The sequence below is a fragment of the Serratia sp. NA_13 genome (genome assembly GCF_052691735.1).
The window spans coordinates 19,402-33,980 of sequence record NZ_JBQZFV010000005.1; the positions used below are offsets into that span (position 1 = coordinate 19,402).

Here is a 14,579-nt window from a genome sequence, read left to right on the forward strand (position 1 = left end):
CATGGCTTATCTCAACGTTACTCGCCTTAACAAACATTATGGGCAGACCCAGGTGTTTCAGGAGATCGATTTTACTGCCGAAGAAGGCGAGTTTGTCACGTTGCTGGGGCCGAGCGGCTGCGGCAAGTCTACGCTGCTGCGCTGTCTGGCCGGGCTGACTTCGGTCGACAGTGGGCAGATCCTGCTGCAGGGGCAGGATCTGGTGCCGGTATCCCCGCAGAACCGCGGTATCGGTATGGTGTTTCAGAGCTATGCGCTGTTCCCGAACATGACGGTTGAAGGCAATGTGGCGTTTGGCCTGAAAATGCAAAAGCTGCCGATCGGGCAGATCCAGCAGCGGGTACAGGAGGTGCTGGCCCTGGTGGAACTGACCGAACTGGCCAGGCGCTATCCGCATCAGCTTTCCGGCGGCCAGTGCCAACGGGTGGCGCTGGCGCGATCCCTGGTGACCCGTCCGCGCTTGTTATTGCTCGATGAACCGCTCTCGGCACTCGATGCCCGCATTCGTAAACACCTGCGCGAACAGATCCGTCGGATCCAGCGTGAACTGAACCTGACGGCGATCTTTGTCACCCACGATCAGGAGGAGGCGTTGACGTTGTCGGATCGCATTGTGCTGATGAACAAGGGGCAAATTGTACAAAGCGGCGATGCGGAAACCTTATACACCCAACCGGCCGATGTTTTCGCCGCCGGGTTTATCGGCAACTACAACCTGCTGAGCGCCGAGCAGGCGTCGGTTTTGACCGGCAGCACTTATCGCGGTAAGGTGGCTGTTCGCCCGGAATCCATGACTTTACTGCCTGCCGGGCAGGGTATTGCTGCCACTATCCTCAACCACAGCCTGTTGGGCAACGTGGTGCGCTATCGGATTCAGGCCCGCGGTGTGGAGTTGCTGGTCGACGTGCTCAACCGCTCGGTCGAGGATTTGCGGCCCGACGGCAGTGAAATTGGACTACACTTAGAAACTGTTACATTACGGGAAGTTGCATGACATTTTCCCGCTGACAAACGGAATTTCCCTTCCCTTCAGCGGCAGTCTGCCCCCCGTTGCCGCTGTTCTGTTCTTTAACGCCCGGCAGAACGGTTGCCTTGCTGGCGTTTATGGAGCGTATTTTCCGTGTTGACCCTTCTTCATCTGCTTTCTGCTGTGGCGCTGTTGGTGTGGGGTACCCACATCGTGCGCACGGGGATTATGCGGGTCTATGGCGCTAATTTGCGTCGGGTATTGAGCGACAGCGTGCAGAAAAAGCCGCTGGCGTTCATCTCCGGCATCGGCGTGACCGCGCTGGTGCAAAGCAGCAACGCTACTGCGCTGCTGGTGACTTCTTTCGTCGCACAAGGGCTGGTGGGGCTGACGCCTGCACTGGTGATTATGCTCGGTGCCGACGTCGGTACCGCGCTGATGGCGCGAATACTGACCTTTGATCTCTCCTGGTTGTCTCCACTGCTGATCCTGGTCGGCGTATTCCTGTTTCTCAGCCGCAAGCAAACTCGGGTGGGCCAAATGGGCCGGGTGTGCATTGGTCTGGGGCTGATTGTCCTGGCGCTAGAGCTGATCGTGGCTGCCGCAACGCCAATTACCCAGGGCGCGGGGGTGAAGGTCCTGTTCTCGTCATTGACCGGCGATGTGATGCTGGATGCCCTGACCGGCGCATTGTTCGCCATTGTCAGCTATTCCAGCCTGGCGGCGGTGCTGCTGACGGCAACCCTGACCGCCTCCGGCGTGATTTCACTGAAAGTGGCGTTGTGTCTGGTGATCGGTGCCAATCTTGGCAGCGGTCTGTTGGCGGTGATTAACACCAGCGGCCAGAATGCCGCCGGCCGTCGGGTGGCGCTCGGCAGCCTGCTGTTCAAGCTGATCGGTTGTGTGCTGGTGTTGCCCTTTGTCTCTTACCTGGCCGATGCGATGGCCCGGCTGCCTGGTGGCAACGAAGAGCTGGTGATTTATTTCCACGTGTTCTACAACCTGATCCGCTGCCTGGTACTGATCCCACTGGCCGGACCGATGGCGCGGCTGTGCGAAACGCTGATCGCCGACGTGGCGGCTGACGATCCCCGCTTGCGACCACGGCATCTGGATGCCAGTGCGTTGGATACGCCGACGCTGGCGCTAGCCAATGCGGCGCGTGAGACTCTGCGCATGGGGGACGTGGTGGAACATATGATGATCCTGCACCGCGAAGTGCTGCACGGCAAGATTGGGCAGGATAAAGAGGTGCGCCGGTTGGACGATGACGTCGATGTGCTGTACACCGCCATCAAGCTGTATCTGGCGCAGATCCAAAAAGAGGATCTGGGCGAAGAAGATTCGCGCCGTTGGGCAGAAATCATTGAAATGGCGCTCAACCTGGAACAGGCCGGGGACATCATCGAACGCATGACCGGCGATATCGCGTCGAAGTCACATGCGGCGCGGCGGGCATTTTCGGCCGAAGGATTGGCGGAGCTGGACACGCTGTATGAGCGACTGATTGGCAACCTGCGGCTAAGCCTGTCGGTGTTCCTGTCCGGTGACCTCACCAGCGCCAAGCGGCTGCGACGCTCCAAGCACCGGTTCCGTATTCTGGATCGCCGCTACGCGCATGCGCACGTCGATCGCCTGCACCAACAGAACGTGCAAAGCATCGAAACCAGTTCGCTGCATCTGGGATTGCTGGGTGACATGAAACGTCTGAACTCCCTGTTCGCCGCAGTGGCGTATAACGTGCTGGATCAGGATGAGAAGGATGATGAGCGCGAATGGGAGGACACCCCGAGCACACTGTAAAAAAATGCCCCCGGCTGAACCGGGGGCATTGATTTTGATTATTTACCACCAGTTATTGACCCGAAAAAACACCTGCCTTGGCATCGGCGGCCTGGCTATTGATATAGCCGCCGATCGGGGTCTCCAGATTCGCCACACTTTTACCGACGATCCCCAGCAGGCCACCGGCAGAGGCTGCCGCATCAAGGTGACCGCCACCCTGATAACGGCTGCCCGCCACGTCCTGTTGTTCCAGTTTGCCGTTACCCAGTATTACTTCACCCTGTTGGCTGCGGATCTTCCCACCGGTCAGTTGGGTGTTGCCCTGTACGTTCAGCGCCACACCATTTTTCCCGCTGATAGCGGATTGCACGTTCACCGCATCGTTATTGACCACGTCGGCTTTGACCTTGAACAGACCCTGCAGCCCGGCTGGGCCGGTCAGGCTCTCTTTGGGCTTGTTGCCGAGGAAGCGAGCGCCGCGATCCCACAGCGGTGCCTGTTCTTTTTCACCCACCAGAGTTTCCGGCAACGTTACTTTGCCCTCGGCCTTGTTGAAGCTAACCGCGCCGGTGGTGTCCTGTTTGGGATAGAGACGATGGGCCACGCTGTTGTACTTGTCGGTAGTGGCGTCAGCAACCTTGTTGATCCCGTCCTCCAGCTTCTCTTTCACTTTATCGGCATAGCGCGGCGTGCCCACTTTCGACAGTTTGGAGGTGATGCTGCTGGCCGGATCGTTGGTGTGGTTCAGACCGACATCCACATTGACCTTCACGCTGTTTTCGCTGTCTTTACGGCTCTCGACGCGCAGGTCACCGCCGACGTTGCCCTGTACGTTATCGGCATCGATCCGGGCACCGGCTAGAGAGGTGTCTTTACCGCTGTTGATCGTCACTTCGTTGGCGTTAATCAGGCTGTTGCCCTGGGTGGTTTTCTGCAGCTTATCGACGCCGACTTTTACCCCGGCACCCAGAGTATGGGTGTCGCTGCCGCTGGTGGCGTCAACCTTGCCGTTGGCATCCTTGTTGAAGGATTGGCCACCTTTGGCGTTCGCTTTCAGCCCGAGGTTCCAGTTGTTTTTCTGTTCCTGATTTTGCACCGACTCCAGCACCATACCGCCATGCTCGGTATTCAGGCCGACGCTGCTGCCCTGGATCTCTGCCCCTTGCAGATGCAGTGCCTGGTCGCCAGTGCCTTTGGCGGTAATGTTCACTGCGCCACCGCCGGTGATTTTACCGCCCTGGTGGGTGGTGGAGGATTCATCGACCTTGGCGATGTCAAATGCGCCGCCGAGGGAAATGCCGCCCGCACTCTTTTTGTCGCTGTCGGTGCTGTTACCGCCAAGATCGATATTGCCTGACAGCGTATCGTCCTTGCGCGTCTGGTGCGATTTGGCTGCCTGTAGCGCCACCTTGTCGCCCGCTTGCAACGTGACGTCGCCCTGACTGGTGACATGACTGCCTTGCAGCGTCAGCCCACGACCGGCTTCCAGCTCCACGCCCTGTTGGCCGCCGATGCTGCTGATCTGTGCGCTGCTGCTGTCGCTTTCGCCCAGGCTGCGACCGCCTCCCAGCCCGCCGCCGAAGTTTTTGGTCTCCGGAGTGGATCCGCCTTTGGCCGACACTTTGACATTAAAGTCACTGTGGCTCTCGTGACTGTGGTCGGTAGCCTGTTCGAAATGTAGGTTGCCGTCTTTGGCTTTCACCTGTGCTTTGCCCTTGCCGGCATCGAGAGAAGTGCCCTGGTAAACCGCGTCCTGCTTAACCTGGATGTCGATGCCGTTGGCTGCGGAGATGCCGCCGGTGACGGCCTGGCTGGCGCGACTTTCGCTATGCTTGTTGCCGCCGTCACCTTTGGCGTCGACGTTGAGGTCGTTGCCGGTGTTGGTGTAAACGCGCACGCTGGCGTTGCCATGGGTATCGCTTTGGTTCTGCTGCTGGTGGTTTTCCGCCGCTTCACTGCGGTGGCTGTCTGCCTTCAGCGTCACGCTACCCTGGGTAGTCTGATATTGAGTGCCGCGATCCTGCAGTTTCCCGGCAGCTTTAACCTCAATCTCCCCGGCCTTGATGTTGCTGACCACCGCCTGCGAGCTACTGCTGCGCTGTTCGCTGCTGCCGCCATTGGCACCCACGTCGATGCCGACGTTCGGCAAGCCGATGCTGCCGATATCGTTGATTACACCGTTGGCGTCCAGCTTGGCGGCTTTGCCCACTGCACGCTCAACCGGACGGGTGATGGCGCTGTAATCGACGTTAGCACCGATATCCACGCCAACCTCCATTTTGCGGGTGTTGCTGCTATTGCTGTCAGTGGTGGCCAGGTGGGCAACGCTGTTGGCATCCTCCTGATATTTGCCAGCGACCTGATGCTGCGCGCCTTGGTGTGTCAGCTTGTCTTTGGCGTTAATAGTCAGATTGCCGTTGATGTCGCTGCCCGAGGTAACGGCCTTGCTGCTTTGCGTCTGAGTTTTGCTGTTCTTATAGCCGCCTTCGATGCCCGAACCGACTTTATCGATGCCGCCGGTGTAATAGAACCCACCGCCAATTTTGGTTTGCTCGATGTCGCTGGTGGTCTTGTTGTTCGCCGCCAGGAAGGCGACGTTGTTGCCGCTGACATTGGCATCACCCTGAGTGGTCACCAGTTTGGAGCCGCTGAAGGTCACGTCTTTATCCGCTTGCAATGCTACGCTGCCGCCACTGAGCATTGAAGACTGTTGCTCGCTGCGGGTGGTTTTCTCGCTATCGCTGGTATGTTCAATACGCAAGCCAGCGCGGTATTGCTTATCGCCTTTCTCGTTGGCGTAGCCGTTGACAGACAGCGCCGTTTTCTGCTCATCAATACGCTGCTGTTGCTCTGCCGCGCTGACATTGATATTGCCCCCGGCCTGGATGTCCAGCTTGCCAGTGCTGGTGACCTTGCTGCCCACCACGTCGGTATCCTGTTGGCTGACCAGTTGCAGGTTGGTATCGGAAACCAGTTCACTGGCGGTGGACTGCTGGTGGCTGTTGTTGGACTTTTGCGAACTGCTGGTGATGTTAAAGACGGTACCGTTGCGGGCATTGACCTTGTCGATATTGGTGCTAATCGCGTTATCAATCCGCAGGCCACCATTGCTGGCGGTAACAAAACCGCCCTGGTTGCCTTTTACCTTGCTGCCGGTAATGGTCACGCCCTGTTTACCGTTCAGCCACAGGGTGCCGTCGGCGGTCAGCTCGGAAGCGTTGCTGACCTCACGGCGGTAGCTGTTGTTTTTGTTAGAGCCACCGCCGATACCGCCCCAAGAGGTTTTATTATCACGCACCGATTTGGCATTGGCGGTTTTTTGCACGTCGATGTTGATCTGATCGTTGGCATTGACCTTCAGGTTACCTGCGGCATACACCTTGGCTCCCTGTGCCACTAGGCTATTACCGGCGCTCAGCGTCAAATCGCCACCGGCATGCAGGTCGCTGGCCTTCAGGCTTTCGGTTTCATTGCTGTTGTTCCAACGGCCGGTGCGCAGGCGGGATGTATGGTTACGCTGATAGCCGCGTTCGCTGGTTTTATCCTTCTCGACCAGTCCGGCGATCTGTACATCGCGTTTGGCATCGATTTTCAGCGAGTTACCGGCTCCGACCGTGGCCCCGAGCAGCTTCACATCCTGTGCGGTGGCCGTCAGCGTGGCGTTTTTGCTGGCGCTGACGCTGCTGCCGACCTGCTGGTGCTGCTCATTTTCGCGGGTGACGTCGTACTGCCAGGAATAGAACCATTGGTCATTGGTATGTCTCTGAGTCTGTTTGAGTTGCTGACCGTCGAGCGTCAGGTTGGCACCCTGCAAATTTACCTCTTCGCCGCGAATATCGGTGGCGGTCAGGTGGTTGCTGTTATCGGCCAGCAGGCTGATATTTTTGCCTGTCAGCTCGGTGCGGGCCAGCTTTTGGCTGGTGCTGCGGTTGTTGATATAGATGCCGCCGCGATAGTTTTGGTAGTTCTTACCGCTGTTGCGGTTGCTGCTGTCGTCACGAACCTGGCTTTCTGCACGGATGTCGTAGGCTTTCACCCGGATCTCATCGCTGCCCTGCAGTTTGCCTGCCAATTTCACACCGCTGCCGGCTGCGGTGTTGATGATGTTGATACGTCCGGCCTGCATGCTGCCAAGATAGTAGCTGTCCAGCGCGCTCAGGGGGGGCTCGCTGCTGAGCACTTTCGCCTCGCGTGAGACACGGTTATTACCGCTGATAGCGTTGATATCCGCCACCATTGTTCTGCTTTTCTTATCGAATACCGGTGTGACGAGCACTTCGCCCCGGCTGTCGATGCGTGGGGCGATCAAGTCCAGCACGCCACCGGCGTTCAGTTTGCCATCCAGACTCAGGGGGTTGCGATTACCCAGGGTGCTGTAGCCCTGCAGCATGCCGTTTTCCACCAGCGGGTTGCCCACCACTAGTGACGAACGGCTGGTATTGATAAAACCGCAGCCGTTGCAACTGATGCCGTTCGGGTTGGCCAACACATAGTCGGCCGCCATGCCGAAGATTTCCTGCTGGCCATGCAACAGCGACGGATTGCGGCTGATCACTTCGTTGAGGATCACGCTGGCCGCTTGGCCGTTCAGATTCGGGTTGGCCCCCAACTGACCGGCCAACTGTGACAGTCCGGGGTCGCGCGAGTTATTCAGCACCGCGCCGGGCTGGTTGACGTTGAAATCCTGATATTGGTTATGCGATAGCCCGTGGTCATTCGGCGTAACAATATTGACCACCTGCGCGCCGTTACCGGCGGTGGAAACGCCGGGGCCGTTAGCGCCGTTAGCCGCCACGATCTCGCCGGCGTAACCGTTGCCAAGTGAAGCGAGAATGATCGCCAGTGAAGCGGCCAACTTACCCGCCGCCGAAAGCCTGAAGTTATTATTTTTCATCCATGTATCTCCATATATCGCCGTGTGGTACTGCAGAAAGTGACTAAAAGGTGTACGAGAAGCGGGCCAGCACCTGGATCGGATCGTCCGGCATGGCGTGGCTGGACAGTAGCCAGCCTCGGCTGGCCTCGACGTCGATGATGGCCCGCTGATAACGCAGGGTGGCCCCGGCGCTCAAACCTGCACTGCTTTGCCAACCCGAGGGGCGGTTGTCACGCGGTAGCACCCGGCCGACGTCGCCGCCGAGGCGTGGGGTGAGGGTGCTTTGGCCCAGGTTGAAGCTGCGGGACAGGGTATTTTGCAGGTACCAGCCGTTATCGCCGGACAGCGTGCTGCGGCTGAAGCCGCGGATCGCGCTGCGGTCGGTCAGGCTGAGCCATTCCACGCCGGGCAGCCGATCGCGGCTATATTGCCCATACAGCAGGTTGCTGAGCTGGTAACCGGAACCGGCCAGGGTGAAGCGTTGGGTAAGGTTGGCGAACAGCTTGCCTTTGGTGAATTGGGCATCGGGCAGGCCGGCACCGCCGTGGCTATCGGCCCCAAACCACGGCAATCCTTGTTCTACGCTGAGGTTGGCGCTGACTAGCCCGGCAGGCAGGATCTGCAGGTGATTCACCCCCAGTTCGAACAGGCTGAGCGTCGGGCTGCCGAGGCTGATGCGCACGGTGTCGAAGTAGTTATTGATACGTTTATGGGTCAGTTGGCCGCTCAGGGCGTTGATTTGATCGCGATCGCGGTAGAACACATAATCGCCGCGCAGGCCGTATTGCTGGGTCTGGCCGTGCAGCTTATAGCTGTTGAAAACCAACTGCTGGCGGTTCATGTATTGCGAATAGCTGGCAAAACCGCTGAAGGTAAAAGCGCCATAGGGCAGGGAATAGAGCAGGGTATAGGCGCGGTTATAGCGCTGCGACGGGTCTTTCAAGGTACCGGCGACGTTCAGGCTGACAAAGTCCGACAGCCCAAACGGGCTGTCCAGCGTTGCCGTGCTGCGAGCCAACCACTGGCCGGTATTTTTCTGGCCGTAATTGTCCAGGGTGGCGGATAGCAGCCAGGGCTTGGTATGTTGGTTATGCAACCGAATAATAGAGCCGCCGGTTTGGTTGCCCGGTAATATATCCAGGCGAGTTTTGTTCGATTGCAAACGATTGGCCTGATCCAATCCCTGATCGAGCTGGATTAATTTCAGCGGTTGGCCTTCCAGTCCGGGGAATAATAATTTGCTGTTAACCCAACGATCGCCACCCTCTATTTTCTCGATAAATCCTTCGATGACCCGCAGACCCAATTCCCCTTCGGCATTAGGGCGAATAAACTGTACGCGGGCGGTGATATAGCCTTTATCAAGGTATAAACGGGTTAATTCGCGCGTCAGACGGTTGATGTCATTACTGCTGATGCAACGTGGTGGCAGTGCACTGAGCGCCGCCAAATCTTTCTCAGACAACAGGGTAATGCCTTGCAGATAGACGCCATCAATCGGCAAACATTGGGCTGAACGCGGCAATGTCGGGGGCGCGGGTTCGGGGTCTGCCAGTAATTGCTGTTGTTTAAGCTGTTGATAGCGTCGTTGCTCTATCTGCTGATTCACCTCACGCGTGCCGTCTTGCAGGGCGCGGCGTGATTCGCCCATCGGCGAAAAATGCTCCATTTCCGGCAGGGTAGCGGCGGGGAGCGCAGTGCTGAACAGCAGCACCAGGGCGGCGGTTTTTTTAATCATTTTAATCCATTATGAGAAGCCAGCGGGGTGGCCTGCTCAATCCATGAGGTCAAGAAACGGACGGCCAGAGGCCGGCCCGAAACAGCGAGCGACAAGCACATTGCGATATCTCGATTTGCCGCAGGCAAATTAAGACGATGGGTATATATCTAAATAATAATTAGGCTGCTTGTTTTAATTTTCAGTTCCGTTGAGTTAATTAACTAAATAAGTAATTAACTTTTCCGTTATTTAAATCTTATCGGCACGGATTGGAAGTATCTGAATTTTTATTTTGTCCTAGGATAATAGAGGGTGAGGGTAATTCTGACAATCCGACCAGTGGGAAATACGAAATTTCGCAGAAGGTTGGGGCGCAGTCATTTGCGCCCCAGGATGAGATTATTTTTTGCCGATTGGCCGACCGGACCAGTAACCCGCCAGCAGCGAACCGGACAGGTTATGCCACACCGAGAACAGGGCGCCCGGCAGCGCGGCCAGCGGTGAGAAGTAAATTTTGCCCAGCGTTGCCGCCAGCCCGGAGTTCTGCATGCCGACTTCAATCGCCAGCGTACGGCAGGTGGACTCGTCAAAGCCAAACAGCTTGCCGCCCCAGTAACCGCTCAGCAGCCCGATGGCGTTATGCAGGATCACCGCGATGATCACCACCAGCCCGACTGAGGCGATATGGCTTTGGCTGCCTGCCACTACGGCACTGATGATCGCCAAAATGCACACCATCGACAGCGCCGGCAAAATAGGCTCAATGCGTTTGACGGTTTTGGTAAAGGTGTGATGGACGATCAACCCCAGACCAATCGGGATCACCACGATCTGCAGAATGCTCAGCAGCATGCCCATCACATCGACGCTGATCTCGGTATCGACGTATAAGCGGGTCAGCAGCGGCGTGGCGAAAACGCCCACCAGAGTGGAAACCGCTGAGATGGTGACGGACAGTGCTACATCACCTTTTGCCAGATAGATCATGACGTTGGAAGCGGTGCCGCTGGCCACGCTGCCAACCAGCACCATGCCGGCGGAAAGATCCGGCGGCATGTGGAACAGCATCGCCAGCAGCCAGGCGGCTAGCGGCATGATCAGATAATGCAGAAAGATCCCGGCGGCTACCGGGCCTGGTCGCGACAGCACGCGCTTGAAGTCATCCAGCCGCAGCGTGACGCCCATGGCGAACATGATCAACATCAGCAGCGGGCTGACGTAGGGGCCGATACCGGTAAAGGTGGTGGGGGTGAAGTAGGCGGCGACGGCGAGCAGCACCGCCCACAAGGGGAATAATCGGGTAAATCGTGCCAGCATGAATGAGGTTTTCCTTCAGTTAGTAGGCTATCTTACTGGCCACTTTGAGCCCGGGCAGTGCTCGGAATCCTCACGTACTTTGCGTACGCTCCGGTTCCTGTGCGCTGTCCGAACCCAAATTGACTGCGACGATATACGCCTATTAGCGCAGGTATTAATAAAACTATTCGAACAGATTGTGATGCAGGGTGCGTACCACTTGCTCGGCGTCGTTGCCGGGGACCAGGAAGCACAGGTTATAGCTGCTGGCGCCGTAGCAAATCATGCGGATATTGAACGGATCGAGCACGCCAAACACTTCCTTGCCGACGCCGCAGGCCTGGGAAAGTTTGTTGCCAATCAACGCCACCAGCGCCAGGTTTTCTTCCACTTCCACTCGACACAGTGATGACAGGTCGGTCAGCAACGAGGTGGTCAGCGGGCTACCACCGGTGTTGGTAGAGCCGGTAGTGTCCATGGTCAGCGCGATACTGACTTCGGAAGTGGTGATCAGATCCACAGAGACATTATGGCGTGCCAGAGTGTTGAACACCTCGGCCAGGAAACCGCGTGCGTGCAGCATGTTGAGGCTGTGCAGTGTCAGCAGGGTTTGCTTGCGGCGCAACGCCAGCGCGCGGAACAGCGGTGGATTCTCGGTGGTATTACACACCAGGGTGCCCCCGGCGGCCGGATCTTTGCTTGAGCCGACAAACACCGGAATATCGCAGCGCACGGCTGGCAGTAGGGTCGCCGGGTGCAATACTTTCGCACCGAAGGTCGCCATTTCTGCCGCTTCTTCGAAGGTAATTCGGTCAATGCGTTTAGCCGCCGGAACCACGCGAGGATCGGTAGTGTAGATGCCCGGCACGTCGGTCCAGATATCCACCCGGCTGACGCTCAGCGCTTCACCCAGCAGGGCGGCGGTGTAATCGCTGCCGCCACGGCCCAGCGTAGTGGTACGGCCTTTCGGCTCGCTGCCGATAAAGCCCTGGGTGACCACCAGCGCTTCTTGCAGACGCGGTTTGAGCAGCGATTGGGCTAATTGACTCAGTGCTGCACTGTCCGGTGTGGCACGCCCGAAGTGGTCATCGGTGTGCATTACTTTTCGCACGTCAAACCATTCCGCCTGCACCTTGCGAGTACGCAGGATCTCCACAAACAGCAGGGTAGACATCAGTTCGCCATGGCTGACCAGTTCGTCGGTTAATGCCGCTGAATTTGCCAGCGATGCCGCTTCGGATAGCATGGCGATGTTTTCCAGCATGCGGTCGATTTCTTCGCGCACAACCGCCGGATTGTCGAGACGATCAAGGATAGCGTATTGGATACGACGGATTTCATCGAGCTGGAAATGGCGTTTGTCGGCATCGCTGCCTTCGGCCAGAGCCACCAACAGGTTGGTGACGCCTGCAGAAGCGGACAAGACCACCAGGCGTACGTCCGGATTGGCGAGTACGACGTCGGCGCTGCGGTTCATGGCTTCGTAGTCAGCAACGCTGGTGCCGCCGAATTTGGCGACAACGGTGGAATTCTGGGGTGCTGCTTGGTTCATGTAAAAACCTCGTGTCAGGGTGGCTCTATTCAGAGAGCGCTTTTTTCATAGCCTTGGCACAAGGGAGGAGCGATAAGCAGGGGGCAGACGTAGAGGTTAAGGCTACGATACACCCAGAAGCGCCCCACCTTGCTGATTGCCCCTACGGACAATCCCTGGTGACAACTCAGGGGATTCAGCCCCTGTAGTCGATACGATGAATGCCGCACATCACCTTACCTCGGCGTCGCTCCCCCTCAAGTGCCGTCATTGGACAACGGCTCCTCTGACACTCTACCTGGGCGACGCACCTCTTCTGGCTTGCACACCGGGTGCGCAAGTAGGCTGTTAGGAATAGCCGGTAATCACGCTGCTGTCAACGTCCGGACGTTGAGGGATTTTCATCTTGTACCAGTGCAATCAGCGTACAGGGCATCGCCGGAACGAAACCGTTTCCGATGGGGTGCAGTGCGCCATCCTCCCGTTGGCTGAATAACGGAATAATCCCCTGATTTTTTTCAATATATTCCAGCCAGCCAAAGTTTTCGTTCAGCTTGGTGGCTTTGATGGTGGCGCCATGGGCGATCAGACTGCTCAAGCGGGCGTAGGTGGCTTCTTGATTAAATAAAACTTCATGCCGACGAAAGCGAGAGCTTTCCCCACTGTTGCCTCGGCCTTTCAACGGTGCGCCGGAACGGATGGCGAACACCTTTCCCTCACCAAAAATATGGCCGAAGTGGTAGACCGCCAGCGCATTTTGATGGCGGTTGGGCGACAGTGCCAGCACCTGCGCGGTATCGCTGAGATCAAGATAGTTCTCGGCATGCTCGGAGTAAGCATGCCCATAATAGGCGGGGATGCCCTCCATGCGTGCCTGGCGGTAATATTCCCAACTGCTGTCGGTGACCAGCACCGGGATATTCATTTTGATCAACGCCTGCGCTAGCATGCGTGCCACGCTGTTGGCACCGACAATCAGCACGCCGCGCGGTTTTTGCTGCTGTACCCGCAACCAGCGCGCCATCAGGCTACTGGTCAGGCTTTGTAGCACCACGGTACCGATGATCACGGCGAACACTACTGTCACCAGCCGATCGGCCCCTGGGTAACCGCTGCGTTGCAAGGTCAGGGCGAACAGCGAACTGACCGCCGCGGCGACGATGCCGCGTGGCGAGATCCAACACAGCAGCAGCCGATCGCGCCAGTGCAGGGAGGAGCGCCAGGTCGATACCGCAATACACAGCGGCCGGGCGATAAACTGCACCACCAACAGCAGGCCCAGCAGCGGCCAGCCCATATTCCACAGCGCCTGGATATCAAGCCGTGCTGCCAAAATGATAAACAGCGCCGAAATCAGGATCGCCGACAGTTCTTCCTTAAACGCCAGGATGTCGCTGGTATCGACATCGCGCATATTGGCCAGCCAGATCCCCATCACCGTGACGGTCAGCAGGCCGGACTCGTCGGCAATGGCGTTGGATACGCCAAAAGCGGTGAGCATAATTGCCAGCACCGCTAGGTTTTGCAGGTAGCGGGGTAGCCAGACACGGCGCAGCGCCAGGCCCAGCAGGTAACCAAACAGTGCGCCAGCCATCAGGCCGACGGCGGCGGTAATGCCCAGGGTGTAGAACAGGTGGGTATAAGACTCCGAATGCTGTTTCAGAACGATAAATTCAAACACCAGCAGGGTGAAGATAGCGCCGACCGGGTCGATCACTATCCCTTCCCAGCGCAGCACCTGGTTGATATTGGCGTTGGGCCGCACTACCCGCATCAGCGGGGCGATCACCGTCGGGCCGGTGACCACGGTGACTGCGCCGATCAGCGCCGCCAATTCGGGGGGAAAGTCCAGCAGCCACCAGCAGGCCACGCCAATCACCAAGAAGGTCATCAGCATGCCGATGGTCACCAGGTTGCGTACCACGCCACCCAGGCCACGTATTTCCTCGACCCGCAGCGTCAGCGCGCCTTCGAACAGAATAATGGCCACCGACAACGACACCAGTGGGAACAGCAAATTGCCAAACAGCGCGTCCGGCTGGACCAGATGTACCACCGGGCCCAGCACCACGCCAAACACCAGCAGCGGCAGGATCGCCGGCAGGCGTAATAGCCAGGCCAGCCACTGCGCCAGCAGCGAACTCAATCCAATAACCACCAACATCAACGGGGCAGATAATTCCATAGTAATGTCCTTCGTGTTTCAAACCGCAGCCTGATTGGCGCGCATCCTTAGCCTAATTACGTCAATGACGTGGTGATAATCTGACACAGTTTGGTGACAGTTAACTCACCCTGATAACAGGCTGTTATCCAAAAGTATAGGGGAAGAGCTGAAACGATGCGGCAGCGTTTGATCGTTAGCGCCTATCGCAAGAAAAGAGATCATAATCACAGTCGAACA

At 57.7% G+C, this 14,579-nt stretch carries 7 protein-coding genes and 1 riboswitch; of the genes, 2 read left to right on the top strand and 5 right to left on the bottom strand.

What is annotated here, in order from left to right:
* Window position 1: 1 nt before the first annotated feature.
* Together ACUTSU_RS09920 and ACUTSU_RS09925 are read left to right on the top strand one after the other, a co-directional pair.
* Window positions 2–994, top strand: a complete 993-nt coding sequence (locus ACUTSU_RS09920; protein ID WP_445652826.1) for an ABC transporter ATP-binding protein — start codon at window positions 2–4, stop codon at window positions 992–994.
* Window positions 995–1,120: 126 nt separating this feature from the next.
* Complete coding sequence (locus tag ACUTSU_RS09925) at window positions 1,121–2,770, top strand: Na/Pi cotransporter family protein (protein WP_445652827.1); 1,650 nt, start codon at window positions 1,121–1,123, stop codon at window positions 2,768–2,770.
* 52 nt (window positions 2,771–2,822) lie between these two features.
* Here the strand turns inward: ACUTSU_RS09925 and ACUTSU_RS09930 are convergent, their stop codons facing one another.
* From ACUTSU_RS09930 to ACUTSU_RS09950, 5 genes are all read right to left on the bottom strand, one after another.
* Complete coding sequence (locus ACUTSU_RS09930) at window positions 2,823–7,646, bottom strand: hemagglutinin repeat-containing protein (RefSeq protein ID WP_445654103.1); 4,824 nt, start codon at window positions 7,644–7,646, stop codon at window positions 2,823–2,825.
* 43 nt (window positions 7,647–7,689) lie between these two features.
* Entirely contained in the window at window positions 7,690–9,366 is a 1,677-nt protein-coding gene (locus tag ACUTSU_RS09935; RefSeq protein WP_445652829.1) for a ShlB/FhaC/HecB family hemolysin secretion/activation protein, read from the bottom strand.
* 381 nt (window positions 9,367–9,747) lie between these two features.
* A complete protein-coding gene (panS, locus tag ACUTSU_RS09940) occupies window positions 9,748–10,665 on the bottom strand; it encodes a ketopantoate/pantoate/pantothenate transporter PanS (RefSeq protein WP_445652830.1) in 918 nt (305 codons plus the stop codon).
* A 163-nt stretch (window positions 10,666–10,828) separates the two neighbouring features.
* On the bottom strand, window positions 10,829–12,196 hold the full coding sequence (lysC, locus tag ACUTSU_RS09945; RefSeq protein ID WP_445652831.1) for a lysine-sensitive aspartokinase 3: 1,368 nt from the start codon (window positions 12,194–12,196) through the stop codon (window positions 10,829–10,831).
* Between the two features lie 109 nt (window positions 12,197–12,305).
* Window positions 12,306–12,499: riboswitch (Lysine riboswitch) on the bottom strand.
* Window positions 12,500–12,551: 52 nt separating this feature from the next.
* Window positions 12,552–14,360: a cation:proton antiporter gene (locus tag ACUTSU_RS09950; protein WP_445652832.1), complete on the bottom strand. Its 1,809-nt coding sequence runs from the start codon at window positions 14,358–14,360 to the stop codon at window positions 12,552–12,554.
* Window positions 14,361–14,579: the final 219 nt, after the last annotated feature.

What these genes read in the sequence shown, in the direction of transcription:
- ACUTSU_RS09920 (WP_445652826.1), top strand. Translation starts at nt 2, where the DNA reads ATGGCTTATCTCAACGTTACTCGCCTTAACAAACATTATGGGCAGACC.
- ACUTSU_RS09930 (WP_445654103.1), bottom strand. Translation starts at nt 7,646, where the DNA reads ATGAAAAATAATAACTTCAGGCTTTCGGCGGCGGGTAAGTTGGCCGCT.
- ACUTSU_RS09935 (WP_445652829.1), bottom strand. Translation starts at nt 9,366, where the DNA reads ATGATTAAAAAAACCGCCGCCCTGGTGCTGCTGTTCAGCACTGCGCTC.
- panS (WP_445652830.1), bottom strand. Translation starts at nt 10,665, where the DNA reads ATGCTGGCACGATTTACCCGATTATTCCCCTTGTGGGCGGTGCTGCTC.
- lysC (WP_445652831.1), bottom strand. Translation starts at nt 12,196, where the DNA reads ATGAACCAAGCAGCACCCCAGAATTCCACCGTTGTCGCCAAATTCGGC.
- ACUTSU_RS09950 (WP_445652832.1), bottom strand. Translation starts at nt 14,360, where the DNA reads ATGGAATTATCTGCCCCGTTGATGTTGGTGGTTATTGGATTGAGTTCG.